General features: G+C 56.5%; 27 protein-coding genes and 1 other RNA gene. 17 read left to right on the forward strand and 11 right to left on the reverse strand.

Translation table 11 applies throughout. The features are described from left to right. The first annotated feature begins 73 nt into the window (after nt 1–73). Nucleotides 74–892, forward strand: coding sequence for an HMP-PP phosphatase (gene cof, locus AC0TN7_RS16105; protein WP_024906827.1), 819 nt, complete (start codon nt 74–76; stop codon nt 890–892). A gap of 41 nt (nt 893–933) precedes the next feature. Here cof and AC0TN7_RS16110 read toward each other — a convergent pair whose 3' ends face one another. After that, on the reverse strand, nt 934–1,980 hold the full coding sequence (locus AC0TN7_RS16110) for a PLP-dependent cysteine synthase family protein (RefSeq protein ID WP_267217142.1): 1,047 nt from the start codon (nt 1,978–1,980) through the stop codon (nt 934–936). Between the two features lie 115 nt (nt 1,981–2,095). On the opposite strand from AC0TN7_RS16110, the gene AC0TN7_RS16115 reads away from it, so the two are divergent. The 5 genes from AC0TN7_RS16115 (at nt 2,096) to amtB (ending at nt 8,015) form a co-directional block, all read left to right on the forward strand. Next, nucleotides 2,096–2,554: an Lrp/AsnC family transcriptional regulator gene (locus AC0TN7_RS16115; RefSeq protein ID WP_023310581.1), complete on the forward strand. Its 459-nt coding sequence runs from the start codon at nt 2,096–2,098 to the stop codon at nt 2,552–2,554. A 30-nt stretch (nt 2,555–2,584) separates the two neighbouring features. Further along, nucleotides 2,585–4,357 carry a SmdA family multidrug ABC transporter permease/ATP-binding protein gene (locus AC0TN7_RS16120; protein ID WP_267217141.1) on the forward strand — a complete coding sequence of 591 codons (1,773 nt, stop codon included), beginning with the start codon at nt 2,585–2,587 and terminating at the stop codon, nt 4,355–4,357. Then, the gene (locus AC0TN7_RS16125) at nt 4,350–6,131 is read left to right on the forward strand and encodes a SmdB family multidrug efflux ABC transporter permease/ATP-binding protein (protein ID WP_024906830.1); all 1,782 of its coding nucleotides are present in this window, start codon (nt 4,350–4,352) and stop codon (nt 6,129–6,131) included. Before AC0TN7_RS16120 ends, AC0TN7_RS16125 begins: the two co-directional genes overlap by 8 nt. 220 nt (nt 6,132–6,351) lie before the next feature. Next, nucleotides 6,352–6,690, forward strand: coding sequence for a P-II family nitrogen regulator (glnK, locus tag AC0TN7_RS16130; RefSeq protein WP_008503304.1), 339 nt, complete (start codon nt 6,352–6,354; stop codon nt 6,688–6,690). 35 nt (nt 6,691–6,725) lie between these two features. Next, nucleotides 6,726–8,015, forward strand: a complete 1,290-nt coding sequence (gene amtB, locus AC0TN7_RS16135; RefSeq protein WP_024906831.1) for an ammonium transporter AmtB — start codon at nt 6,726–6,728, stop codon at nt 8,013–8,015. A 191-nt stretch (nt 8,016–8,206) separates the two neighbouring features. Here the strand turns inward: amtB and tesB are convergent, their stop codons facing one another. Then, complete coding sequence (tesB, locus tag AC0TN7_RS16140; RefSeq protein ID WP_024906832.1) at nt 8,207–9,067, reverse strand: acyl-CoA thioesterase II; 861 nt, start codon at nt 9,065–9,067, stop codon at nt 8,207–8,209. A 200-nt stretch (nt 9,068–9,267) separates the two neighbouring features. Here tesB and AC0TN7_RS16145 point away from each other — a divergent pair, with 200 nt between their 5' ends. Then, on the forward strand, nt 9,268–9,795 hold the full coding sequence (locus AC0TN7_RS16145) for a YbaY family lipoprotein (RefSeq protein ID WP_024906833.1): 528 nt from the start codon (nt 9,268–9,270) through the stop codon (nt 9,793–9,795). A 33-nt stretch (nt 9,796–9,828) separates the two neighbouring features. On the opposite strand, the gene AC0TN7_RS16150 is transcribed toward AC0TN7_RS16145, so the two are convergent. Next, on the reverse strand, nt 9,829–10,140 hold the full coding sequence (locus AC0TN7_RS16150) for an MGMT family protein (protein WP_024906834.1): 312 nt from the start codon (nt 10,138–10,140) through the stop codon (nt 9,829–9,831). Between the two features lie 170 nt (nt 10,141–10,310). Between AC0TN7_RS16150 and ffs the strand changes: the two genes are divergently transcribed. From ffs to AC0TN7_RS16165, 3 genes are all read left to right on the forward strand, one after another. Beyond that, nucleotides 10,311–10,407: signal recognition particle sRNA small type (ffs, locus tag AC0TN7_RS16155), an RNA gene on the forward strand. A gap of 262 nt (nt 10,408–10,669) precedes the next feature. After that, nucleotides 10,670–10,921 carry a hypothetical protein gene (locus AC0TN7_RS16160; RefSeq protein ID WP_023310587.1) on the forward strand — a complete coding sequence of 84 codons (252 nt, stop codon included), beginning with the start codon at nt 10,670–10,672 and terminating at the stop codon, nt 10,919–10,921. Further along, nucleotides 10,918–11,133 (forward strand): hypothetical protein, encoded by a 216-nt coding sequence (locus tag AC0TN7_RS16165; protein WP_023334722.1) that lies wholly within the window; start codon nt 10,918–10,920, stop codon nt 11,131–11,133. Before AC0TN7_RS16160 ends, AC0TN7_RS16165 begins: the two co-directional genes overlap by 4 nt. A gap of 83 nt (nt 11,134–11,216) precedes the next feature. Here the strand turns inward: AC0TN7_RS16165 and yczR are convergent, their stop codons facing one another. Next, complete coding sequence (yczR, locus tag AC0TN7_RS16170; RefSeq protein ID WP_024906835.1) at nt 11,217–12,638, reverse strand: MocR-like transcription factor YczR; 1,422 nt, start codon at nt 12,636–12,638, stop codon at nt 11,217–11,219. An 86-nt stretch (nt 12,639–12,724) separates the two neighbouring features. Here yczR and yczE point away from each other — a divergent pair, with 86 nt between their 5' ends. From yczE to AC0TN7_RS16185, 3 genes are all read left to right on the forward strand, one after another. After that, nucleotides 12,725–13,336, forward strand: a complete 612-nt coding sequence (yczE, locus tag AC0TN7_RS16175) for a membrane protein YczE (RefSeq protein WP_024906836.1) — start codon at nt 12,725–12,727, stop codon at nt 13,334–13,336. A 78-nt stretch (nt 13,337–13,414) separates the two neighbouring features. After that, nucleotides 13,415–14,485: a LacI family DNA-binding transcriptional regulator gene (locus AC0TN7_RS16180; protein ID WP_267217132.1), complete on the forward strand. Its 1,071-nt coding sequence runs from the start codon at nt 13,415–13,417 to the stop codon at nt 14,483–14,485. A 102-nt stretch (nt 14,486–14,587) separates the two neighbouring features. Continuing rightward, nucleotides 14,588–17,677, forward strand: coding sequence for a beta-galactosidase (locus AC0TN7_RS16185; protein WP_267217131.1), 3,090 nt, complete (start codon nt 14,588–14,590; stop codon nt 17,675–17,677). 38 nt (nt 17,678–17,715) lie between these two features. Here the strand turns inward: AC0TN7_RS16185 and AC0TN7_RS16190 are convergent, their stop codons facing one another. After that, a complete protein-coding gene (locus AC0TN7_RS16190; RefSeq protein WP_061715862.1) occupies nt 17,716–18,531 on the reverse strand; it encodes a nickel/cobalt efflux protein RcnA in 816 nt (271 codons plus the stop codon). Nucleotides 18,532–18,664: 133 nt separating this feature from the next. Between AC0TN7_RS16190 and AC0TN7_RS16195 the strand changes: the two genes are divergently transcribed. Beyond that, nucleotides 18,665–18,937 carry a metal/formaldehyde-sensitive transcriptional repressor gene (locus AC0TN7_RS16195; protein ID WP_024906840.1) on the forward strand — a complete coding sequence of 91 codons (273 nt, stop codon included), beginning with the start codon at nt 18,665–18,667 and terminating at the stop codon, nt 18,935–18,937. Here AC0TN7_RS16195 and AC0TN7_RS16200 read toward each other — a convergent pair. Then, the gene (locus tag AC0TN7_RS16200) at nt 18,930–20,495 is read right to left on the reverse strand and encodes an EAL domain-containing protein (protein ID WP_267217130.1); all 1,566 of its coding nucleotides are present in this window, start codon (nt 20,493–20,495) and stop codon (nt 18,930–18,932) included. The genes AC0TN7_RS16195 and AC0TN7_RS16200 overlap by 8 nt on opposite strands. Before the next feature lie 219 nt (nt 20,496–20,714). Here AC0TN7_RS16200 and AC0TN7_RS16205 point away from each other — a divergent pair, with 219 nt between their 5' ends. Together AC0TN7_RS16205 and ykgO are read left to right on the forward strand one after the other, a co-directional pair. After that, nucleotides 20,715–20,975: a type B 50S ribosomal protein L31 gene (locus tag AC0TN7_RS16205; protein WP_006176933.1), complete on the forward strand. Its 261-nt coding sequence runs from the start codon at nt 20,715–20,717 to the stop codon at nt 20,973–20,975. A 2-nt stretch (nt 20,976–20,977) separates the two neighbouring features. Continuing rightward, nucleotides 20,978–21,118: a type B 50S ribosomal protein L36 gene (gene ykgO / locus AC0TN7_RS16210; RefSeq protein ID WP_003859006.1), complete on the forward strand. Its 141-nt coding sequence runs from the start codon at nt 20,978–20,980 to the stop codon at nt 21,116–21,118. Here ykgO and AC0TN7_RS16215 read toward each other — a convergent pair. Then, nucleotides 21,115–21,825, reverse strand: coding sequence for a GNAT family N-acetyltransferase (locus tag AC0TN7_RS16215; protein WP_248272964.1), 711 nt, complete (start codon nt 21,823–21,825; stop codon nt 21,115–21,117). The two genes, ykgO and AC0TN7_RS16215, sit on opposite strands and share 4 nt — an antisense overlap. Nucleotides 21,826–21,926: 101 nt before the next feature. On the opposite strand from AC0TN7_RS16215, the gene pdxR reads away from it, so the two are divergent. Beyond that, nucleotides 21,927–23,387, forward strand: coding sequence for a MocR-like pyridoxine biosynthesis transcription factor PdxR (gene pdxR / locus AC0TN7_RS16220; protein ID WP_157188698.1), 1,461 nt, complete (start codon nt 21,927–21,929; stop codon nt 23,385–23,387). Here pdxR and AC0TN7_RS16225 read toward each other — a convergent pair. The 4 genes from AC0TN7_RS16225 to tomB all read right to left on the reverse strand — a co-directional run bounded on the left by AC0TN7_RS16225 (nt 23,359) and on the right by tomB (nt 25,321). Beyond that, nucleotides 23,359–23,826, reverse strand: a complete 468-nt coding sequence (locus tag AC0TN7_RS16225) for a YlaC family protein (protein ID WP_024906844.1) — start codon at nt 23,824–23,826, stop codon at nt 23,359–23,361. The two genes, pdxR and AC0TN7_RS16225, sit on opposite strands and share 29 nt — an antisense overlap. Before the next feature lie 117 nt (nt 23,827–23,943). Then, nucleotides 23,944–24,495: a maltose O-acetyltransferase gene (gene maa, locus AC0TN7_RS16230; protein ID WP_024906845.1), complete on the reverse strand. Its 552-nt coding sequence runs from the start codon at nt 24,493–24,495 to the stop codon at nt 23,944–23,946. Nucleotides 24,496–24,700: 205 nt separating this feature from the next. Further along, the gene (locus AC0TN7_RS16235) at nt 24,701–24,919 is read right to left on the reverse strand and encodes an HHA domain-containing protein (RefSeq protein WP_010428174.1); all 219 of its coding nucleotides are present in this window, start codon (nt 24,917–24,919) and stop codon (nt 24,701–24,703) included. 27 nt (nt 24,920–24,946) lie between these two features. Then, entirely contained in the window at nt 24,947–25,321 is a 375-nt protein-coding gene (tomB, locus tag AC0TN7_RS16240) for an Hha toxicity modulator TomB (protein ID WP_008499288.1), read from the reverse strand. Between the last annotated feature and the right edge of the window lie 406 nt (nt 25,322–25,727).

Raw genomic sequence — 25,727 nt, forward strand, 5'->3', positions numbered from 1 at the left:
ATTCACTATTACTTCCGTATATCTCACACGATACTGATGCACAAGTTAACCGCATCACATTTTGGGAGTAATCATGGCTCGGCTCGCTGCATTTGATATGGACGGTACGCTGTTAATGCCGGATCACCGTTTAGGGGAAAAAACCCTGAACACGCTGAAGCGCCTGCACGAGCGTAATGTCACCCTGACGTTTGCCACCGGGCGTCATGTGCTGGAAATGCGCCACCTGCTGGGGGCGTTTTCCCTCGACGCCTTTCTGATCACCGGCAACGGGACGCGAATTCACTCCGTAGAAGGCGACGTGCTGCATCGACAGGATCTCAACCCTGAAGTGGCGGACATCGTGCTGCACAGCACCTGGGACACGCAGGCCAGCATCCACGTCTTTAACGATCGGGGCTGGTTTACCGGAAGCGACATCCCGGAATTATTGCACGCGCATGTTTACAGCGGCTTTAAATACCAGCTTATCGATCTGCGTCGGATCCCCGCCCATGCGGTAACTAAGATCTGCTTCTGCGGCGATCACGACGATCTGTGCCGCTTACGGATTCAACTGAATGAGGCGCTGGGCGACCGGGCGCACCTGACCTTCTCAGCGGTGGATTGCCTGGAAGTGCTGCCGGTGGGCTGTAACAAAGGTTCCGCTCTGGCGGTTCTGAGCGACCACCTGGGCTTAACGCTGCAGGAGTGTATGGCGTTCGGTGACGCCATGAACGACCGCGAAATGCTGGGCAGCGTAGGTCGCGGTCTGATCATGGGGAATGCGATGGCGCAGCTGAAAGCAGAACTTCCTCATCTGCCGGTTATCGGCCACTGCCGTAATGAAGCGGTGTCCCATTTTTTGACGCATTGGCTGGACAACAACAACCTCCCATATTCCCCCGAATAGTGAGACCCTTCCAGCAAGCCAGACTTCGGTCTGGCTTTTTTTTATTTCACAAGCTGCGCAATCTGCGCTTTCCACGGCGTGATGTCGCCAATGTTGGCCTGCACCCACTCCGCGTTGTAGTAGGTCTCAAGATAACGCTCGCCGCTGTCACACAGCAGCGTGACGATGGAACCGGTGCGACCCTCTTCGCGCATACGTGCGGCAAGCTGCAGCGCGCCCCACATATTTGTGCCCGTGGAGGCACCCACCTTGCGGCCCAGCTGCGTTTCCAGCCAGTGCGCCGTTGCCACGCTGGCGGCATCCGGTACGCGCATCATCTCGTCCACCACGTCGGGGATGAAAGAGGGCTCCACGCGCGGGCGGCCAATCCCTTCAATTTTACTGCCCACCGGGCTGCGCAGACTGGCATCGCGATTTTGCCAGTAGTCGAGGAACACGGAGTTCTGGGGGTCAACCACCATCAGCTGGGTATCGTAGCCCTGACAGCGGATGTAGCGTCCGATCGTGGCTGAGGTGCCGCCGGTACCGGCGCTCATGACAATATACGACGGAACCGGATGCGGTTCGTGGGTCATCTGGCGGAAGATACTGTCGGCAATGTTGTTATTGCCGCGCCAGTCCGTTGCGCGCTCGGCGAAGGTGAACTGATCCATATAGTGACCGTTCAGCTCACGGGCCAGCATTTCGGAGGCGGCGTAGATTTCGCAGGCGCTTTCCACAAAGTGGCAGCGACCGCCGTAAAATTCGATCTGCTCGATTTTGCGTTTTGCGGTGCATGACGGCATCACCGCGATAAACGGCAGACCCAGCAGGCGGGCAAAATAGGCTTCGGACACCGCCGTTGAACCGGATGAGGATTCTATGATGGTGGTGCCTTCTTTGATCCAGCCGTTACACAAACCGTATAAAAACAGCGAGCGCGCCAGGCGATGCTTCAGGCTACCGGTAGGATGGGTGCTTTCGTCTTTCAGATAGAGCTGAATGCCGTCAAATCCCGGCAGGGAAAGGCGAATCAGGTGCGTATCCGCCGAGCGCTGATAGTCGGCATTGATTTCGCTGATCGCATGTTTAACCCAGGTGCTATTCATCGTCGTTATCCGTTTGTCATTTTGTGCCTAGCATAGCGAAAAGCACAGAAAAAATTGTTGCTATCTGGCCTTTAAAATAGAATGAAGGGAGAAAAATTTTCTCTGTGAGGTGGGTATGCTAGATAAAATTGACCGCAAGCTCCTTTCATTGCTGCAAAATGACTGTACCCTCTCTTTGCAGGCGCTGGCAGATGCCGTTAATCTGACCACCACCCCGTGCTGGAAGCGTCTTAAGAAGCTGGAAGATGACGGCATTCTTCTGGGGCGCGTCGCGTTATTAGATCCCGAAAAGCTGGGGCTTGGGCTGACGGCATTTGTGTTGATTAAAACCCAGCATCACAGCAGCGAGTGGTATTGCCGCTTCGTCACTCAGGTGTCTGAGATGCCCGAGGTGCTCGGTTTCTGGCGCATGGCCGGCGAGTACGATTACCTGATGCGCGTCCAGGTGGCCGACATGAAGCGCTATGATGATTTCTACAAGCGGCTGGTGAACAGCGTACCCGGTTTGTCGGACGTCACCTCAAGTTTCGCCATGGAACAGATTAAATACACCACAGCATTACCTATTGAATAACTTCGTAAAATACCTTCAGGAACAAAACGCGTGCGATTATTTGCCCAATTAAGCTGGTACTTTCGTCGGGAGTGGCAACGCTACCTCGGTGCAGTAGCCCTGCTTATTATCATTGCCATCCTGCAGCTGATCCCGCCGAAAGTGGTGGGGTACGTCGTGGATGGCGTCACCGAACAGCATTACACCACCGCACGGGTGTTGATGTGGGTCGGCACGCTGGTGCTGACGGCGGTCATTGTTTATCTGTTGCGCTACGTCTGGCGCGTGCTGCTGTTTGGTGCGTCCTATCAGCTGGCCGTGGAGCTGCGTGAAGATTTTTACCGCCAGCTGAGCCGACAGCATCCTGAATTTTATCTGCGCCACCGTACCGGGGATCTCATCGCCCGCGCCACTAACGACGTCGATCGTGTGGTCTTTGCCGCCGGGGAAGGGGTATTGACGCTGGTGGACTCGCTGGTGATGGGCTGTGCGGTGCTGATCGTGATGTCCACGCAGATCAGCTGGCAGTTGACCCTGCTCGCTCTTCTGCCGATGCCGATCATGGCGCTGGCGATCAATCGCTATGGTGAACAGCTGCACGAGCGCTTTAAGCTGGCGCAGGCGGCGTTTTCGTCTCTGAACGATCGCACCCAGGAGAGCATGACCAGCATTCGCATGATCAAAGCGTTTGGCCTGGAAGACCGGCAATCTGCGCTGTTTGCGGCCGATGCGGCGGACACGGGAGCGAAAAACATGCGCGTTGCGCGTATTGACGCCCGCTTCGACCCGACGATCTATATCGCGATTGGCATGGCGAACCTTTTGGCGATTGGCGGCGGCAGCTGGATGGTGGTGCAGGGCACGTTGACCCTGGGGCAATTAACCAGCTTTGCGATGTATCTGGGGCTCATGATCTGGCCGATGCTGGCGCTGGCCTGGATGTTTAACATCGTGGAGCGCGGCAGTGCCGCCTATAGCCGCATTCGCGCCATGCTGGCCGAAGCGCCTGTGGTCGTTGACGGCAGCGACGCGGTACCGGAAGGGCGCGGCGTCATGACCGTCGACGTCCGGCAGTTTATCTATCCGCATACGGAGAATCCGGTACTGGAGAACGTCAGCTTTACCCTACAGCCGGGCCAGATGCTGGGCATCTGCGGCCCGACGGGATCCGGCAAAAGTACCGTGCTGTCGCTGCTCCAGCGCCACTTTGACGTCACCGAGGGGGATATCCGCTTCCACGATATTCCCCTGACCAGGCTATTGCTGGATGAGTGGCGTGGCCGTCTGGCGGTAGTCAGCCAGACGCCGTTTTTATTTTCGGACACCGTGGCGAACAACATTGCCCTTGGACGTCCGTCGGCGACGCAGGAAGAGATTGAACATGTGGCGCGTTTGGCCAGCGTACATGATGACATTTTGCGCCTGCCGCAGGGCTACGAAACGGAAGTTGGGGAACGCGGCGTCATGCTGTCCGGGGGACAAAAACAGCGTATCTCCATTGCCCGGGCGCTGCTGCTGAATGCGGAAATCCTGATCCTGGATGATGCGCTTTCTGCCGTGGATGGCCGTACCGAGCACGAAATCCTGCATAATCTGCGCCAGTGGGGCGACGGACGCACGGTGATTATCAGCGCCCACCGTTTGTCAGCGCTCACCGAAGCCACCGAAATTCTGGTCTTACAACACGGGCACATTGCCCAGCGCGGGCAGCATGAAACGCTGGCCGAGCAGCCGGGCTGGTATCGCGATATGTACCGCTATCAACAGCTTGAAGCGGCGCTGGACGATGCGCCGGAGCAGGATGAGGAGGCCGCCAATGCGTAAGCTCGGAACGATGTGGCCGACGCTTAAACGTCTGCTGGCCTACGGCTCACCGTGGCGTAAACCGCTCTCGGTGGCCGTGCTTTTGCTCTGGATTGCAGCAATTGCCGAGGTGAGCGGTCCGCTGCTCATCAGCTATTTTATCGACAATATGGTCGCCAAAAGCTATCTACCGCTGGGTCTGGTGGCGGGTTTAGGCGTGGCCTACGTCGGCTTACAGCTGACGGCGGCAGGGTTGCACTATGCTCAGTCGCTGCTGTTTAACCGTGCAGCCGTGGGCGTTGTACAGCAGCTGCGTACGGACGTGATGGACGCGGCGCTTCGCCAGCCGCTCAGCGAGTTTGATATCCAGCCGGTCGGGCAGGTGATTTCGCGCGTGACCAACGATACCGAGGTGATCCGCGATCTGTACGTTACCGTGGTCGCGACGGTATTACGCAGCGCTGCGCTGATTGGCGCGATGCTGGTGGCGATGTTCAGCCTCGACTGGCGCATGGCGCTGGTGGCGATCACCATCTTCCCGGCGGTGCTGATTGTTATGGTGATTTACCAGCGCTACAGCACGCCGATTGTGCGTCGGGTGCGCGCTTACCTGGCTGACATCAATGATGGCTTCAACGAAGTGATCAACGGCATGAGCGTGATCCAGCAGTTCCGCCAGCAGGCGCGCTTTGGCGAACGCATGGGCGAAGCCAGCCGTTCGCACTATATGGCGCGTATGCAGACGCTGCGCCTGGACGGTTTCCTGCTGCGACCGCTGCTGAGCCTTTTCTCGGCGCTGGTGCTGTGTGGGTTGCTGATGCTCTTTGGCCTGAGCTCAAACGGTACGATTGAAGTGGGCGTGCTGTACGCTTTTATTAGCTATCTGGGACGCCTCAACGAGCCGCTGATCGAGCTCACTACGCAGCAATCGATGCTGCAACAGGCGGTCGTCGCCGGTGAGCGCGTCTTTGAGCTGATGGACAGGCCGCGTCAGGCCTACGGCAATGATGAGCGACCTCTGCAAAGCGGGGCTATCACCTTTGATAACGTCTCGTTTGCCTATCGCGAAGACCGCCTGGTGTTGCAGGACATCACGCTTGACGTTCCGTCGCGCGGTTTTGTGGCGCTGGTGGGGCATACCGGCAGTGGTAAGAGCACGCTTGCCAGCCTGTTGATGGGCTATTACCCGGTCACGCAAGGTGAAATCCGCCTCGACGGACGCCCGCTTGCGTCTCTCAGCCACACCGTGTTACGCAAAGGCGTTGCGATGGTGCAGCAGGATCCGGTCGTTCTGGCCGATACCTTCTACGCCAACGTGACCCTGGGGCGAGACTACACCCAGGAGCAGGTCTGGGACGTGCTGGAAAAAGTGCAGCTGGCAGAGCTGGCGCGCGGGTTCAGCGACGGGATCAACACGAAGCTGGGCGAGCAGGGGAACAATCTCTCTGTCGGGCAAAAGCAGCTTCTGGCACTGGCGCGGGTGCTGATTGAAACGCCGCAGATACTGATTCTGGATGAAGCGACGGCCAGTATTGACTCCGGCACCGAGCAGGCTATCCAGCAGGCGCTGGCCGCGGTACGCGATCATACGACGCTGGTGGTGATTGCCCACCGCCTTTCCACCGTCGTCGATGCGGATACCATTCTGGTGCTGCATCGCGGACAGGCCGTTGAACGCGGTACGCACCGTGAGCTGCTGGAAGCAAAAGGGCGCTACTGGCAGATGTACCAGCTGCAGCTGGCGGGCGAAGAGCTGGCCGCCAGCGTGCGTGATGAAGAGTCGCTTAGCGCCTGATGCACTAAAATGAGGCGGCGCGCTAACAGTCATTCCTGTTGGTGCAAAACTGAAACGCACCCTGCACCGGCATGGTGCGTTTTTTTTCACCCGGGCGTTTAACAGAACCGTGTAACGCTCATCACACCGTTGTTCCCCTTCGTTTTCATTTCTGGCACACCCCTTGCAATACCTTCTGCGTAAGCTGCGGCCATTACCGAATTCTGACTGGAGGGGATCTATGAAGCTGGTTACGGTTGTAATCAAACCATTCAAACTCGAAGACGTGCGCGAAGCATTGTCTTCAATGGGTATTCAGGGACTGACTGTCACCGAAGTGAAAGGCTTTGGTCGTCAGAAGGGTCATGCCGAGCTTTATCGCGGGGCGGAATACAGCGTTAACTTTCTGCCAAAAGTAAAAATTGATGTCGCGATTGCTGACGATCAGCTTGACGAAGTCATTGATGTCATTAGCAAAGCGGCCTATACCGGCAAAATTGGCGACGGCAAAATTTTCGTTGCCGAACTGCAGCGCGTCATTCGCATTCGTACCGGCGAATCTGACGAAGCGGCTCTGTAATTAACGCCTGGCACACAGTGATAGGGATCGAGAAAATGAAGATAGCAACACTTAAAACGGGTCTGGGTTCGCTGGCACTGCTGCCGGGCCTGGCGCTGGCTGCTACCCCTGCGGTGGTCGACAAAGCCGATAACGCCTTTATGATGATCAGCACCGCGCTGGTGCTGTTCATGTCCATTCCGGGCATTGCGCTGTTCTACGGCGGCCTGATCCGTGGCAAAAACGTTCTCTCCATGCTGACGCAGGTTGCCGTGACGTTCGCACTGGTCTGCGTGCTGTGGGTGGTTTACGGTTACTCGCTGGCGTTCGGCACGGGCAACGCGTTCTTTGGTAACTTCGACTGGGTGATGCTGAAAAATATTGAGCTGACCGCGCTGATGGGCAGCTTCTATCAGTATATTCACGTGGCGTTCCAGGGCTCCTTCGCCTGTATTACCGTCGGGCTGATTGTGGGCGCGCTCGCCGAGCGTATTCGTTTCTCTGCCGTTCTGATCTTCGTGGTGGTCTGGCTGACGCTCTCCTATGTGCCGATTGCGCACATGGTCTGGGGTGGCGGTCTGCTGGCAACGCACGGTGCGCTGGACTTCGCGGGCGGTACCGTTGTTCACATCAACGCCGCGGTAGCGGGTCTGGTGGGTGCCTACCTGATTGGCAAACGCGTGGGCTTCGGTAAAGAAGCGTTTAAACCGCACAACCTGCCGATGGTCTTTACCGGTACGGCTATCCTCTACTTTGGCTGGTTTGGCTTCAACGCCGGCTCAGCGAGTGCAGCAAACGAAATCGCCGCGCTGGCCTTCGTGAACACCGTTGTGGCCACGGCGGGTGCAATCCTCTCCTGGGTATTTGGCGAGTGGGCGGTACGCGGTAAACCTTCTCTGCTGGGCGCCTGTTCGGGTGCCATCGCCGGTCTGGTTGGCATCACCCCAGCATGTGGTTATGTCGGTGTGGGCGGTGCGCTGCTGGTCGGCCTGGTGTCCGGTCTGGCGGGTCTGTGGGGCGTGACCGCACTGAAACGTCTGCTGCGCGTTGACGACCCATGCGATGTGTTTGGCGTGCACGGCGTGTGCGGTATCGTCGGCTGTATCATGACCGGTATCTTCGCGGCGAAATCGCTCGGTGGTGTGGGCTATGCAGAAGGCGTCACCATGGTTCATCAGGTGCTGGTGCAGCTGGAAAGTATTGCTATCACCGTGGTGTGGTCTGCCGTTGTCGCTTTCATTGGCTACAAACTGGCGGACATGACCGTCGGTCTGCGTGTCCCTGAAGAGCAGGAACGCGAAGGTCTGGACGTCAACAGCCACGGCGAGAATGCGTATAACGCGTAATAAACAGCAAAACGGCAACCTGAGGTTGCCGTTTTTAGTGTTTGTTCCCTCTCCCCGTGGGAGAGGGCCAGGGTGAGGGCATCAGGCCGCACAAGGTAACAGCAAAACGGCAACCTCAGGTTGCCGTTTTTAGTGTGTATTCCCTCTCCCTGTGGGAGAGGGTCAGGGTGAGGGCATCAGGCCGCACATAATCACCCGCGATTACGCATTACCCCTTCCTGCACCGTTGAAGCGACCAGCACGCCGTCCTGGGTATAAAACTCCCCACGCACAAACCCGCGAGCGCTCGACGCCGACGTACTCTCCACGCTGTAGAGCAGCCACTCATTCATGTTGAAGGGACGGTGGAACCACATCGAGTGATCGATCGTCGCGACCTGCATCCCTTTTTCGAGGAAGCCGACGCCGTGCGGCTGCAGCGCCACCGGCAGGAAGTTGAAATCAGACGCGTAGCCCAGCAGATACTGATGTACGCGGAAATCTTCCGGCACGGTGCCGTTAGCCCGGATCCACACCTGGCGCTTTGGCTCGGCGGTGTGGCCCTTCATCGGGTTATGGAACTCAACCGGGCGGATCTCCAGCGGTTTATCGCAGAGAAACTTTTCTTTGACCTGAGGCGGAAGCAGATGCGCCAGCGCACGGGCGATATCCGTTTCCGATTTGAGATCGTCTGGCGCGGGTGCCGGCGGCATCACTTTCTGGTGTTCATACCCGGGCTCCGGCGCCTGGAAAGAGGCGGTCATGTAAAAGATCGGCTTGCCGTTCTGAATGGCCGCGACGCGGCGCGCGCTGAAGCTGTTGCCGTCTCTCAGGACCTCAACGTCATACACGATCGGTTTCGCGCTATCGCCAGGGCGTAAGAAGTAGCTGTGGAACGAATGCACCAGACGGTCTGCCGGGACAGTCTCCTTTGCAGCGTACAGCGCTTGTCCAACGACTTGCCCCCCGAAGACCTGGCGTAAACCTAAATCTTCGCTCTGTCCGCGAAAGAGTCCTTCCTCAATTTTTTCCAGGTTCAGTAATGTCAGCAGATTGTTCAGTGCCTGACTCATAGTTGTCCTCAATAAACGCCGTAGCGAAAGATAGGCTGAGTATAACGCAGAAATGAAAGTGGTCCGATGGGTAGAATAATCTGAATATCAGGATGATTTCAGGCATTAATCAGTGAGTTGTGCCACACTTAACTACGTTATGTGATTGAAACGACATCGGATGGGATCGATCCCGCTGGTGCATTGATAAGGAGACTTCAATGAAACTCGTGCCCATGCTAAGTGGTGTAGCTATTGCGGTGGCGTTGTCCGCCTGTGCCGGTAAGAGCGCCCAGGTGCCAGTGCCAGCAGCAGACCCGAACGGGATTAATACCCTTTCGCAGCAATCCATTCAGCAGCCTAACGTTTCCGGTACCATCTGGATTAAACAGAGAGTTGCGCTGCCGCCGGATGCGGTATTAACCGTGACGCTGTCTGATGCTTCCCTGGCCGACGCACCGTCGAAAGTCGTGGCTCAGCGTGCCGTTCGTACTGAAGGCAAGCAGGCGCCGTTTAGCTTCGTGTTGCCGTATAACCCGTCGGACGTGCAGCCTAACGCCCGTATTCTGCTGAGCGCAGCGGTAACCATCAACGGTAAGCTGGTCTTTATCACCGATACGGTCCAGGAAGCGATTAACAACGGTGGGACCAAAATCGACCTGAACCTGGTGCCGGTGCAGCAGACCGAAGTGCCGGTCGCGCCGCAGACCAATCAGCCGTCCCTGCCAACCCCACCGACTCAGATGTAATGTCTGCATTGCCCCTCTCCTCCGGGAGAGGGGTCAATATTCCCAGCGAAATTTCTGCAAATCGATCTGACCCGACCCTGACACCTGCACCCCCTCTGAAAGTAACGCTTGGCGCTGACGCTGGAGATCCGGCCCGGTGAGTGAGATGACGCCATGACGATTCACCACCCGATGCCAGGGCAACGTACTGCCTTCCGGCAGCCGTTTCAGGACGCCTCCAACCTGTCGCGCCGCGCGCGGTGAACCGGCCAGGCGTGCGACATCACCATAGGTGGTTACATAGCCTTCCGGGATTGAGGCCACGATTTGCCATACGCGCTGTGGAAAGGAGTCGTGTTCGTCCATACCTTCACCTGTGGGGAGTTTCTGGAAAGCTATGGTAAACCAGGATCTTCATGATTGCTGCGCCTGTTTGCGCAAGAAACCAGCATCCGGTTCCTGGCGGCTTGCAATTGGGCCTTCGCACAGGGATAATGCGCCAGCGCGTTGGTTATCAACGCTCTCAATGGGGGCTCTGTTGGTTCTCCCGCAACGCTACTCTGTTCACCAGGTCAGGTCCGGAAGGAAGCAGCCAGGGCAGACGACGTGTGTGCCGGGATGTAGCTGGCAGGGCCCCCACCCATTTCCGCCCTCATAAAATCTTCCTGCTTTCACCTCTCACTTTTGACGGCTATCCCACAATAATATTATGCCTATATCGTGTAATATATATTTCATCGCGCTGAAATATTAATGTCATAAACCTGTAATAATAGTCGGGCATTTTATCATTGGCCGTCTATTTTCTGGCATAACTCAAAAAAATATATATCTGGATAACATTGTTAACTTCGTGTATTAAATAAAGTACTTATTCCGAAGGGAAGTGACAAACATGGCTACAGCGGTATTAAACGTTAAGATTGATGACGCGCTAAAAGAAAGGCTTCGCCACTATGCGGAAGTGAATAACGAGAACTTAAGCGTGACGACAGAGAAACTGCTGCTGCTGGCGTTCGAAGCAGTAGAAGAGGCGGGAGTATCGGAAGAGGATATTGATAATCAGCACACGGAAGAAGAGAGTGTTTCTCCTTTTACTCCTAAAGAAATCAAAGCTCTACGCAAACTTCTGAAGAAGAGAAAATGAAACAACAACTGTCAACTGCCAGTGACTACAAAGAGGCCTGCGATCTGTTGCGTTCAGGCTACGTGAAGCATGTACGTCTTGGCTGGAATGTCGGAAGTGATGAGTTCTTTCGTATTGCGTCTGACTGGTGTGATACCGGCGCAAAAATAAAGAAAGACGGTGAAAGCTTCGTTATTTCACTGAAAGGTTTTCCTATTCCTGCTCAGCATTAACTCCTGACTAGTGAAAACTGCTGACTGTATCCGTGACAGTCAGCAGTTTTTATTTTTTATGATCTGCTTCAAAATTTTTAATATTAGATCACGCTGCGTTTTAACGATGGCACGTTTTTATTCAGGGCGAGCCATAGCGGTTTGATCCTCAGCAACGCCTGTTCAAGCTCTGTCGATTCGAGCGAGAAGGGCATCCGTAAATAGCGGTCAAATGCGCCAGATAAACCAAACCGTGTACCGGTTCCCAGATTGATCCCCAGAATCTCAGCCCGCGCGGCAAGCTGTGTCGCCAGCATGCCCGGGAGTTCTATCCAGTAAGAGAGCCCGCCTTCCGCTTCATGGAATTTCCAGTCCGGGAAATGTTCGCGCAACAGTTCACCGCATCGATCGCGTCGTTCCGCCAGCATCTTCCGGCGCGCGGGCAGAAACGTCTCGCTGTTGTTAATGAGCCACAGCATCGCCAGCTGTTCCAGCAGCGGCGAGCCTAAATCCAGAGTATCCCGCGTCTGGGCAAGCGTGGCGATCGTGCGCGAGGAGGCGCGGATCCAGCCAAGACGCAGCCCTCCCCAGAAGCTTTTTCCGGCAGAACCTAAGGTGATGACGGTGGCCTGCGTGTTAAAAGCGGCCAGCGGTGGCGGGGGAGGCGCGTCAAACCAGAGATCCACCATTGTTTCATCCACCACCAGCGCCGTGCGGGTTTGAGCAGCAATATCCGTGATGGCCCGACGGGTCGCGATATCCATACAGCGCCCGGTGGGGTTATGAAAATCTGGCATCAGATACGCCAGGCGAGGCGCCGTCTGGGCAAGCGTTGCCGCGAAGCCATCCGTATCCCAGCCGATTTCCGGTAGCGACACCCCCACGGGCCGACACTGCGCTCCCTGAATGGCGGCAATCGCCAGCGGATAGGTGGGGTGATCGACCACGACGCGATCCCCCGGCCCGGTCATCATCCGCAGCACCAGCGCAAAGCCGCTGACGGCGCCATTGACCACCATCACTTCGTCTGCCCGGGTGGGAAGACCCCGCGCGGTATAGCGCGCAGCGATGGCCTCCCGCAGCGTGGGCAGCCCAAGCTGATCGTAGCCCGTCAGCGAGAGATGCTGCGTAATGGCCGTGAGCGCATGGGCATAAGCCTGATGGATCTCCGGCCCGGCATTGAGGGCTGCAGTAGAGAGATCCAGTGCGGCACTTGCCGCTGAAAGGGTGGGAACGGCGCGCGTATCCGGTAGGAGCACGCGTGACCCGCTGCCGTGGCGGCTTTCAAGATAACCCTCTTCTCGCAGGTGGGCGAGGGCGCTGCTGATGGTGGTCCGGCTCACGTCCAGCGCGGAGGCCAGCTCACGCTCGCCCGGTAGCCGTGTATTCAGCGCCAGTCGGCCATCAAGGATTAACAGACGCAACGCGTCGGCCAGCTGTCGCCAGAGCGGGGTACGGGATGAGGCTTGCTGCCAGTGGCCTAAAAGGCGTACCAGAGACTGGCTTCCGAAGCGACGTGATGACATATGCAGTCCACTATTTGAAAACTGGACATTAATCATAGTGCCATTTTAGGTCAGGATGAAAGCCTGGTTCACTGGAGAAGATAAAAATGGTACGTCGTCTGCTACAACTCTATGTCGGTTTAGGACTGTATGGCCTTTCCACCGCAATGTTTATTCGTTCCGATTTGGGTGTCGATCCCTGGGATGTTTTTCACCTTGGGGTGGGGATGCAACTGGGGATGACGATCGGGACGGTGATCATTGTGACCGGCGCTGCGGTGCTGCTGCTGTGGATCCCCCTGCGCCAGATGCCGGGCCTGGGCACCATCAGCAACGTGATTTGTATCGGTCTGGCGGCGGACGCCAGCATGGCGCTTATTCCGGAACTGGATTCGTTACCGGTTCGCATCGCTTTCCTGGTGTCGGGTATCGTAATGAACGCGATTGCGACCAGCATGTACATTGGCGCAGGTTTTGGCCCTGGCCCACGCGACGGTCTGATGACCGGCATTCATGCCCGTCTGGGGTGGTCCATTCGCAGCGTGCGCACCTCCATTGAGGTGTCCGTCCTGCTGATTGGGTGCGTGCTTGGCGGCACGTTTGGGGTGGGAACCGTACTGTATGCCCTGACCATTGGCCCGCTTATTCAGCTCTGTCTGCCCTGGTTCCGCCAGAAGCCGCGCATTGAGGAAATACCCCAGCCGGAGCGGGTTGTCTAATTTTGCGAAGCGCTCACATGTTTTAACGGCGTCGCTGTGCCACAATAATGGGCCACGACTCACGCGATGCCACAATGCATGAAAGCGATCACTCTCTATGATGTCGCCCTCCTTGCGGGGGTTTCTTATCAGACCGTCTCTCGCGTCATTAACGACGCGGAACATGTGTCTGCCCGCACGCGGGAAAAGGTGCAGCAGGCGATGGCGGAGCTGCACTACGTTCCTAACCTGCGGGCACAGCAGCTGGCGGGTAAACGCACCCGCACGCTGGGACTCATCACCACCGATCTGGCCCTGCATGCGCCCTCGCAAATTGTGTCGGCGGTAAAATCCCGCGCGGCGGAACAGGGGGCGAGTGTCCTTATCTCCATGGTGGAGCAGCCGCAGCAGTGTCAGGCCGCGCTTCAGGCGCTGCTGGCGCAGCGGGTGGACGCGCTGCTGGTGAATGTGCCACTCGACGATCCTGACGCCGAGGCGCTCAGGGCGCTGGCGTCGCCTGTTCCGGTGCTGTTCCTCGATGTATCCCCCTCAGCGCAGGTACACAGCCTCGTGTTTGACGCAGAGCAGGGGGCGCATCTGGGCGTTGAGCATCTGCTTTCTCTGGGACATCAGCGCATTGCACTGCTGAGCGGACCGGAGAGCTCGGTCTCTGCACGGGCGCGCCTGGCGGGATGGAAAGCGGCTCTGGCCCGCGCGGGGCATGACGCCGCTGCGGTGGCTTATGGAGACTGGAGCGCGGCCAGCGGTTATGAGAAAGGACATGTGCTGCTGTCGGGTAGCGCATTGCCGGATGCCATTCTGGTAGCTAACGATCAAATGGCGCTCGGAGTGATGCGCGCCTGTGCTGAAAAGGGGATCGCGATTCCAGGTCAGATGTCGGTGGTCGGGTTCGACGATACGGCTGACAGCGCCTGGTTTTCCCCGCCGCTGACGACCATTCGCCAGGCATTTCGCGAGGCGGGTGAGCGCAGCGTGGAGTGGCTGCTGGCCCCCACCGAAGGCGAGACGTGCTGGCAGGTTCAGCTGCCGGTAACGCTGGTTACCCGTCATTCCACCGCGCGCCGCGCGACGCAGCAGGCCGAACGCGAGGATCTGGCGCAGCAGCTCAGAAGTCTGGCACTCCTGGCCGAGCAGCTTGCCCGCAAATAAAACTTTGTGATCGGACTCGCTACCCTGCGATTGGGCGCTTTACCGTCGCAGAGTGCCAGGGCATGTTAATCAAAATTGTGAGCGCTTCGCAAAGAGGTTGATATGTCTCATACATCTTCGCTGACCCTCAGCGACATCCTGGCCCGTCGGGACTGGGAAAACCCCGGCGTTACCCAGTGGAACCGTCTGGCCGCACACGCGCCGTTGCACAGCTGGCGTAATGAATCTTCTGCCAGAGATGACGCTGGTTCCCTCAGCAGGCGCTCCCTCAACGGGATCTGGCGGTTTAGCTACTTTTCAGCGCCGGAGCAGGTTCCTCAGGCATGGGTAACAGAAGATTGCGCGGATGCCATTGCGATGCCCGTGCCGTCTAACTGGCAGATGCAGGGGTTCGACACGCCCATCTATACCAATGTCACCTACCCGATCCCCGTCAACCCGCCTTTTGTGCCGCAGGAAAACCCGACCGGTTGTTACTCGCTCACATTCGATGTGGATGACGCCTGGCTGCAGAGCGGGCAAACCCGAATTATTTTTGATGGCGTGAACTCGGCGTTCCATCTGTGGTGCAATGGGCAGTGGATAGGCTATTCCCAGGACAGTCGATTGCCCGCCGAATTTGACCTCTCGGCGGCATTACGCCCAGGGCAGAACCGCCTGGCGGTCATGGTCTTGCGCTGGTGCGACGGCAGCTATCTGGAAGATCAGGACATGTGGCGCATGAGCGGCATTTTTCGCGATGTCTCCTTGCTGCATAAGCCGGAGACGCACATTGCGGATTATCATGTGGTTACCGATCTGAATGCGGAGCTGGACCGCGCGACGCTGAAAGTCGAGGTCTCGCTGACAGGCGCTGACTACGCGGAGTGCGACGTGGCGATAACGCTGTGGCGCAACGGTGAACGCTGTGGCAGCACTACCCAACGGTCAGGCTCTGCCATTGTGGATGAACGCGGCAACTGGGCCGAGCGGTTAACGGCGGCGATCCCGGTTACAGCCCCCGCGTTATGGAGTGCGGAAACCCCGGAGCTTTATCGCCTGACGATCGCACTTTTGGATGCGCAGGGCAACGTGCTGGAGACGGAAGCCTGCGATGTCGGCTTCCGCCGCGTTGAAATCAGCAACGGCCTGCTGAAGCTCAACGGTAAACCGCTGCTGATCCGCGGGGTTAACCGGCACGAGCATCATCCGGAAAACGGCCAGGTGATGGACGAAGCGACGATGCGTCGCGATATCGAGATCATGAAGCAGCACAACTTCAACGCCGTGCGCTGCTCGCACTACCCGAACCATCCGCTGTGGTACCGGCTTTGCGACCGCTACGGGCTGTACGTTGTTGACGAAGCCAATATCGAAACCCACGGCATGGTGCCGATGAGCCGCCTTGCTGACGATCCGCGCTGGCTGCCCGCCATGAGCGAGCGCGTGACCCGTATGGTGCAGCGCGATCGTAATCATCCCTCAATTATCATCTGGTCGCTGGGCAATGAGTCCGGGCACGGTGCAAACCACGACGCGCTGTACCGCTGGGTGAAATCCACGGATCCGACGCGTCCGGTGCAGTATGAAGGTGGCGGCGCGAACACGGCGGCGACTGATATTGTCTGTCCGATGTATGCCCGGGTCGATCAGGATCAGCCCTTCCCGGCAGTGCCTAAATGGTCAATCAAGAAATGGATCGGCATGCCGGATGAAACACGCCCGCTGATCCTCTGCGAATACGCCCACGCGATGGGGAACAGCTTCGGCGGGTTCGCGAAATACTGGCAGGCGTTTCGCAGCCACCCTCGCCTGCAGGGGGGATTTGTCTGGGACTGGGTCGATCAGGCTCTGACGAAGCAAGATGAAGAGGGCAATACGTTCTGGGCATACGGCGGGGATTTTGGCGATAAGCCGAACGATCGACAGTTCTGTCTTAACGGGCTGGTGTTCCCCGATCGCACGCCGCACCCGGCGCTGTACGAGGCGCAGCGCGCCCAGCAGTTCTTCACCTTTACGCGGGTTAGCACCTCTCCGCTGGTGATTGAGGTGCAAAGCGGCTACCTGTTCCGCCACACCGATAACGAAGTGCTGAGCTGGACTGTTGCCCGGGACGGGGAGGTGCTGGCTGCGGGCGAGGTGACGCTGGCGATAGCCCCTGGAGGCGCTCAGCGTCTGGAGATCGCTCTGCCAGAATTGAAAGCCGAGCCGGGGGAAGTCTGGCTGAATGTTGTAGTACGCCAGCCGCGGGCAACGCCGTGGTCACCGGCAGACCACCGCTGCGCGTGGGATCAGTGGCCGCTTCCCGCTCCACTCTTTATTGCTCCGTCAGTCCCGGCGGGCGAGCCGCCGGTGTTAACGCAAAGCGATCGCATCCTGGAGATCGCGCATGGTCAACAGCGCTGGCAGTTCGATCGCGCATCCGGAAACCTGACCCACTGGTGGCGAAATGGCGTTGAAACGCTGCTTTCACCTCTGACGGATAACGTCAGCCGTGCGCCGCTGGACAACGACATTGGCGTGAGTGAAGCGACGCAGATCGATCCGAATGCCTGGGTTGAACGCTGGAAAGCGGCGGGCATGTACGATCTCACTTTACGCGTTTTGCGCTGTGAGGCAGAGCAGCATGCGGGCGAAGTCGTGGTCAACACCCTTCACGTCGGGGAGTATCATGGCAAAACGCTGTTCCTGAGCCGTAAAGTCTGGCGGGTGGACGATCGGGGCTTTCTGCATGGCGATATTCAGGTCGATATGGCGTCCGATATCCCGGAACCCGCACGGATTGGCCTGAGCGTTCATCTCGCCGAAACGCCGGAAAACGTGTCCTGGCTGGGGCTGGGGCCGCATGAAAACTACCCGGACAGAACGCTGGCGGCACAGCAGGGACGCTGGACATTACCCCTGGCGGAGATGCACACGCCGTATATCTTCCCGACGGAAAATGGTTTGCGCTGCGATACCCGTGAACTTGTGCTGGGAACGCATCAGCTGAATGGCAGGTTCCATTTCTCGGTGAGCCGCTACAGCCAGCAGCAGCTGCGGGAGACAACCCATCACCATTTGCTGCGGGAAGAGCCGGGGTGCTGGCTCAACCTCGATGCGTTCCATATGGGCGTGGGCGGCGACGATTCCTGGAGCCCCAGCGTTTCACCGGAATTCATTCTGCAGAAACGCCAGCTTCGCTACACCTTTAGCTGGCAGCAAAATCCTTAACTGACCAGGAGAGGCGGCCACAGGGCGTGGCCGCACGCTTACCTCAGAATGCCGCTCAGACCGTGCAGGCTCATATAAATCCCTACCGCGGTAATCAGCGCTGCGGAGATCCACGGCGCTTTACGGGAAAATTCGCTAAATCCGGGCCAGCGTTTTGTCGCATGTTTGAGGCTTAAGGCGGCAATCGCGCCGGAAGCGACCAGCGTTAGCGCCAGACCAATACTGAAGCTGAATACCAGCGTTGCGCCGAGGGCAAAATGCTTCAGCTGCAGGCAGATCAGCAAAACGGTGATGGAGGCCGGGCAGGGGATAAGCCCGCCGGTCAGGCCGAACATGACGATCTGTCCGGTGGTGACGTTTTGACCGCTGAAGCGGCGGTTAATATCCTGCGCGTGCGCGCGCTGGTGGGCATCCTGCCACTCCTCTTCAACCAGCGGGTGTTCGTGGTGGTGATGATCATGATGATGGTCATGGTGGTGATGATCGTGATGGTGATGGTGATGATCGTGTGGCTGGCTCTCTTTCCAGGTTCGCCACGCCATCCACAGGGCGATCGCAACGATCAACACCCCGGAGATCAGCTGGAACCAGGGTTCGGACGTATGCGCATCCCAGCCCCGACCAAACCATAATCCCGCCATAGCAACGAGCCAAACCACCGCCGTATGGGAGAGCGTGGCCGCCAGGCCTAGCAGTACCGCCTGTTTCAGCGTGCCGCGGATGGCCACGATAAAAGCGGCCATCATGGTCTTTGAGTGGCCCGGTTCCAGGCCATGCAGCGCGCCAAGCAGGATAGCGCTGGGAACAAACAGCCAGGCATTACCCTGCTGCAGGAGTGAAGCAAAATCGGTCATGGGGGATTCCGGCGTGGAAAATGTCTGCAAATACTACTCCCCCCCAGTAGTCTAATACTACCCCCCAGTAGAAAAATACTCAGGGGGAGTAGAGCGTGTTATGCTTTAAAAGCCAAAAATAAGGGATAGAGAGATGTCACATACCGTTCGCGACAAGAAAATGTTACTGACTCGGCTGAAGAAAATTCAGGGGCAGAGCAACGCCCTGGAGAAAATGCTGAACAGCGATCACGAATGCGCCGAGGTGTTACAGCAGCTGGCGGCGATCCGCGGGGCGGTCAACGGCATGATGATGCAGGTGATCGAAGGGCATTTAACCGATCATGTGGTGAAAGAACCTGAAGAAGCGCAGCGTGAAGCCGATCTTGGCGTGGTGCTGCAGGTGATCAAATCCTATCTTAAGTAGCGTGCGTGCCGAGGTTATTCTCTGCCCAAAGGATAAATTCCATTTTCGGCAGCGCTTTGCTGTAGTACCAGCCCTGTCCGTACTGCACGCCGTGCTGGTGCAGCCAGGCGAGCTGCCCGGCGGTCTCGACGCCTTCCGCAACCATCGCCAGCTGCAGCGACTTCGCCATTTCAATAATGTGCGGCGTCACGTTTTTGTACTCCAGCGCATCCACGAACGATTTATCAATTTTTAGCGTGTCGACATCCAGATCCTGCAGATAGCTCAGGCTGGAATAGCCCGTACCAAAATCATCTATATAGACAGGGTGCCCCGAACGACGGAATGCGGCGATAGCCGGCGCGCTGATTTTGGGATCGGCAAAGCCGCGCTCGGTGACCTCAAGGGCGATTTGGCTCGGGTGGACCTTCCATTTGTTCAGCAAGTGACTCATCAGCGGTGGCAGCGTGCCGGAGGTTAAATCGGCAGGGGCGAGGTTGATGGAGATATGCTGATCGGGGTGAAGGTGCAGCCAGTTGCCCATATCCTCGAACACTTTTTCGATAACGAGCTGCGTCAGCTGAGAGATAAGCCCGGTTTGCTCAGCAAGGGGAATAAAAATATCAGGCGAGAGGCTGCTTCCGTCCGGCTGCGGCCAGCGCGTCAGCGCTTCTGCGCCGACAATTTTTCCGCTACACAGCGCCACGATGGGCTGATAGTGAACCACAAAATCGCGGCTGTTAATGGCGTCAAGCAGGCGGTTGCGCGGCGACTGAATGCGACGCAGTATCCGCAGGACAAAGAGCGCGGCAAGCAGGCTTATCAGGACGCCGAAGGGGAGCCATAAAAGCAGCTGCCGGTGCCAGGTTTCCGCCAGCGGTTTGAGCGTAGCCCATGCGACAACGGTAAATCCCAGTTCAGGTACAGGCTTCATAACGTACATTGAACCGTCGTACTGTATGCTGGTCATCTCCTGACCTTTGATCATGTCACGGATATGCGGATCGAGTGTATTGCTGCTGGCGAAGATACGGTGTGTTGTGCTTCCTACAAGGGCTGCATCAATCGCTATCTCGCCGAAAGGGATGACATCCACCAGTGAGGCCGGATCGACCAGGACAAGGTAATGACCTTGCCCCAGCACGGCCATGTAGCGATGAAACCCAAGATCGTTTTGCGTGGTCAGCCATGCGCTGTAACCGTCTTCGGTAATGCGCATCGGCGGGGGGAAAGGGGCCGCATGGCTGGTTTGCTCAAGAGAGGAGCAGAGCGGCCTGAGGTTGTCGATATAAATCACTTCCTGAACGTATCGCCACGAAAAAGCGACCCGTCGCATCTCCCTTAACTGCAACGGGCTGCACGGCACGCCCTCAAAGGCCTGCAGATGATTAAGCGCTTCTTTCGCCTGATCCACGACCTTGTCGGTGCGTATCAGCACGCGTGAGGCATAGTTTTCCAGCGCATCGACAAATTTATCTTCCGCCTGGCGATGGGCCAGCCAGATGCTCAGGCAAATGGGGACCAGCACGGAAAAGATAAGTACGCCAGTCACCAGACTGACCAGATGTCGGGTTTTCATGCTGTCGTGTCCTTCCTCGTATACCCGTTCCTGAGCACTGAGTTCCCTGCCTGAAGAGAAAGATTTTACCGCGAAATGATATAGTTATAGCACGTGGATGGCCTGGTTTTCATTTTATCTCAGGTAAACCAGAAAATATCGTCAGAAGGAAGGGGTTGTTTTTAGAACCTGTCCTGGATATTATTTTGTTATGTTATAACAAAACATAAAGGATTGACGATGAAACCCAATATCCATCCAGCCTATCGCACCGTGGTCTTCCACGACACCAGCGCGAATGAATACTTCAAGGTTGGCTCAACCATTAAGACCGACCGCGAAATTGAACTCGACGGTGAAACATATCCGTATATCACCATCGAGGTTTCTTCAAAATCGCACCCGTTTTATACCGGTAAGCAGAAAACGTTCTCCACGGACGGTAGCGCAGCGCGCTTCCGCAAGCGTTTTGGCGGCTTTCTCAATGCGAAGCGGGGCTAACCATGCAGGTACTTAACTCATTACGCAGTGCAAAGCAGCGTCACCCGGATTGCCAGATAGTCAAACGCAAGGGACGCTTGTACGTGATTTGCAAATCCAATCCGCGCTTTAAGGCGGTTCAGGGACGTAAAAAAAGACGCTAGACGCGCGTTTCTCGCCAGCTTTCCAGGGATCTTTTCTGTTTGCCATCGGCAGTAAAATTGTCGGTGGCAAGCCAGCGTTCAAAGGCGTTCGCCAGCGTCGGCCACTCTTTATCGAGAATCGAAAACCAGTCGGTATCCCGGTTGTGGCCTTTTATCACCAGCGCCTGGCGAAAGCGCCCCTCAAACTGAAAACCCAGGCGCAGGGCGGCTTTGCGAGAAGGTTCGTTCAGGCTATTGCACTTCCACTCATAACGCCGGTAGCCCAGGGTATCGAACACATACCGCATCAGCAGATATTGCGCCTCTGTCGACATGGGCGTGCGGCTTAACAGGGGAGAGAAGTGAACGTGCCCCACTTCCACGACCCCGTTTTTAGGATCGATCCGCATCAGGGACAGCGTTCCAACGGGGGACTGAGTCCGGTTATCCATCACGGTAAAGTGGATGGGATCGGATAACTCACTTACGCTCGCCACCCATTCGGCAAACTCCTCTGCGGTGGCATCGGGTTCACGCAGTAGCCACGTCCAGCTGCGGGTATCTTCGGCCAGGGAATAGGCGGAGAACAGCGCCTGGGCATGCTCCACGCGCAGCGGCTCAAGCCGACAATAGTGACCCTGAAGGACCACCCGGGACGGGTGCTGACGGGGTTGCCAGTCGGTAAGCGCTTCGCCCACCGGCTGTCCGAACTGATTGAATGTCTTCATCTTAATTTCCGTGACGTTGAAAAGAGCTTCAGACTAGTGAATTGCTGGTTCCTTAAAAAGAACCACTGCGCTATGTTTTGATGGTGCCACGAGGAGGCGAGATGAATATACCGGGTGATGAATTTTATACCTTGCTCCACGCAGCCCTGAAAACACGCGGAGAAGAGACGCTCCAGCGCGCTCTCTACCTTGCTCTGCGGGAGGCCATACTGTGCGGAAGGCTACGATCCGGCAGCCAGCTTTCCGGTTCGCGAACGCTTGCTCAGCAGCTCTCCCTTTCCCGGAATACCGTCAATGCGGCGCTGGACCAGCTCACTCTCGAAGGGTATTTGCAGCGTAATCGCCAGGGAACGCGGGTGGCACAGTTAGCTCACCGTTCCGTCACCCGGACAATGCCGGACCCTGCCATCACGCTCGCAAAACGGGTCGGGCTGCTGCCTGCGCCAGTGCCCCGGGACACGCCTGTTCTGGCGTTTACCCCAGGCACGCCGGCCATCAACTATTTCCCTCTGCCGCTGTGGCGGCGACTGTACGATCGCGTGATGCGGGAGGAGGGAAATACTCTGCTAGGGTATGGCGACCCGGCCGGCGAGCCGTCGCTCCGGGCCGCGATTGCCCGGCATCTCGCCCTGTCCCGCGGCATTGACTGCGACGCCAGCCAGATTGTGATAACCGAAGGTGCACTTGAAGGCGTCAACCTGTGCACGATGCTGTTGAGCGAGCCGGGGGATATCGCCTGGGTAGAAAACCCCGGCTATAGCGGGGCAAAAAGCGCGTTTGTTAAAACAGGCCTGGCAATGACGGGAATACCGGTTGATGACGAGGGAATGTGCTGGGAAGGGCTGGATGCGCCTGCACCCTCACTGATTTTTACCTCACCTTCGCACCAGTTCCCTTACGGTAGCGTGCTCAGCGCGCGGCGGCGGCTGGCGCTGCTGGAACTGGCCCGGCAGCACAACGCGTGGATCATTGAAGATGATTACGACAGCGAGTTCCGTTATGCCGGTGAGCCCGTACCGGCGATGCTGGGAATGGTCAACAATGCGCCCGTTGTGTATCTGGGGACGTTCAGTAAAACGCTGTTTCCGTCGCTCCGGATGGGATTTATGGTGTTACCGCCAGCGCTGGCGAAAGCGGCTCGTCCGGCCATCGGCTCGCTGTTGCGCGGTGGGCACCGTGCCGAACAGCGCACGCTGGCGCTGTTCATTGAGGACGGTCATTACGCTCGCCATCTTGCCGCCATGCGTCGGCTCTACCGTAAACGCTATCGCCAGCTGCGGGAGGTGCTGGGCGCAGAGCTTCATGCGCCGCACCGTATTCTGGCCGGTGAAGGCGGGATGCATCTGACGCTGGCGATAGACAATATTGATGACCAGAAACTGGTGGAGCAGGCGAGGGCGTTTCAACTGGCCCCCGCTGCACTGAGCGGGTACTACCTGGAGGCGAAGCAGGGGCAAACCGGTCTGGTTTTAGGTTACGGCAATACCTCTGCTTCTCAGTTTGCCCCGGGGATCCGACGTCTGCAGGCGCTCATTACGCAGCAGCAGGGCGCGAAAGGCTAAAGACATCATAGAAAGAGAGCTGTCCTTTGGTGGAGACCATTTTCTGCAGCTTTTCTTTTTGCCCGGCTTCAACCGCCGGAGAATGCAGGATGTTTTCGATCAGTTCCGCTGGCACGAAACGCGTGTTGTACCATTCGCCGTTGTAGCAGACCCGGAAATCGAGCACGTCGATATCTTCGTAACGGTAGCGCGGATTCACGTCGAAAAAGAAAAAGGCGTTAAAGACGACAAACAGTACAACCAGCAGCCAGACGGAGTCCACCAGCGTTTCGGATGTCAGCATTACAATAAGCGTCGCCAGCCAGGCGGCATACATGGCGACAAACAGTCCAGGATGTTTGCGAATAAAGCTAATGCTAAAGCGTGGGCGATTGTCGCGCTTTTCGCGGAGGTTAAGATCGTCGATGGTGGCGGTAAGCAGGCGCTGTATCTCGGTCATTTTTTGCCTTCATGAGAGTTGACAATACAGGGTGTCTGCCAATTTTAGGGGAGCCATCAGGCTGAAAAAAGTAACAGTCTGGCGCTAAAAGACCATAACAGTTGGCTCCCCGTAACCTCACAGCGTTTTAATGATTTTGGCCGGGTTGCCGCCAACGACGACGTTAGCCGGGACGTCTTTCGTCACGACGGCGCCGGAGGCCACCACGACATTATCACCAATGGTGACGCCAGGGTTAATGACCGCCCGGCCACCAATCCAGACGTTATTGCCAATGCTGACAGGTTTTCCAAACTCCACGCCGCTATTGCGTTCCTCCGCATCCAGCGGGTGGGTTGCCGTATAAATATGAACACCCGGCGCGAGCATGCAGTTATCGCCAATATGAACAGGGCAGACATCCAGCATTACACAGTCGAAGTTAGCGTAAAAGTTTTTGCCCAGATAAATGTTATATCCATAGTCGCAGCGGAAGCTTGGTTCTATATAAGCGCCTTCGCTTTGTCCCAGAAGTTCCGCCAGAATGTTCTGGCGTTCTGTTTTTTCATCAGGTGCGGTGTGGTTATAGCGGTAGACCAGATGGCGGGCTCGCAGTCGGTCGGCCCGTAACGTCTCATCGCCGGGACGATAATGTTCACCGGCAATCATCTTCTGTTTTTCTAAGCTCATTGGAAACCTCGCTGGATGTGATTACCGCAGGGTAATCGGAACAGGCCAGGAGGGGAACGTTCCCGAAAAGCCGATGTGACTGGCGTCACAACATTGCTGCTGATAAACACGTTTTACACGGAGACCTGGCCTTGGCACAGGGAGCATAACGGGATAGGTAAATACTGAGAACGAGGCGTAGAACTCTACAGACACCCTTCAAAGATTAACGGACAAATTTCCACACAGAAGTAGGGATTTTGTCATACAGCTTATTCATTGTCAGCTCGGCAAGACGATGGTCAGCGGCTGAATAAAATACCGCCAGCTCATTATCCGAAAGCTCGTATTTATTCTTTTCAATGACGCGCTCAAGCGTGTCAATTGACTGACAACGTCGTAAGCGCATCAAATAATCGACTTTTGTGAGTGGTTTATCAGACATAAATTCACCTTAGTAATTGTAATAATTTTAACAGGAAAGACTAACCGGGTTAGCTCTGCTCACGTTGACGAAACAGCGGAATAGCCGGTTCCCCGATTTACGCCATTTTTGCAAATCCTGGGCGTTAATGCCGTAACTGCTGAACAACATAAAGGTGTCGTCCAGGTATTCATCAATTTGCTCAATGAGCTTATTATCTTCATTGTACTTAATTTTATAATTAAGTGCGAAGGTTGCGATATGCTCTATCAGCTCATTCAACTGTAAATTGATAGCAGACGTTGGGTCGTTTACCCAGCCATGGTTGCTTTCATCAAGGTTGGCAAGGCAGTCATGGTACAAGGATTCGCAGAGAAATTTCAACTGCGCGATATCATGCCTTTTTGGCGAGTACTCGTCCATAGCGCATCCCCTTCTGAGTGATTTCTTACTCACCGAACATCATTGTCGGGATGGATACAACTGACTTAGCTACATGAGTGCTGTGTTCCTGATAACCTAACTATAAGCCACTCCTTCCTGGATTTCATCGCGCGATTACGAAAAATTACAAATAAAACCGCAGACATGCGAGCAAGTACGCAAATGGTCATCCCGGACTCAACTTTTTTATCCAAATTAACGAGGGTGCTTTATCGCTTCCTTACGTTTCATCGGCTTAGCAAAATGATGAGAAAAGTTCAGATTCAGACTTATCTTTGTAAGAACTTCTTATTAGGAATATTCCTAATAACTTAAGCGGAGAAATGAAATTAAAAAAATCCTGAATTCACCGATTAAGTTATCAGTTAATTATGATATGTCTATT

The sequence above is a fragment of the Enterobacter sp. PL_is511 genome, from assembly GCF_055816065.1.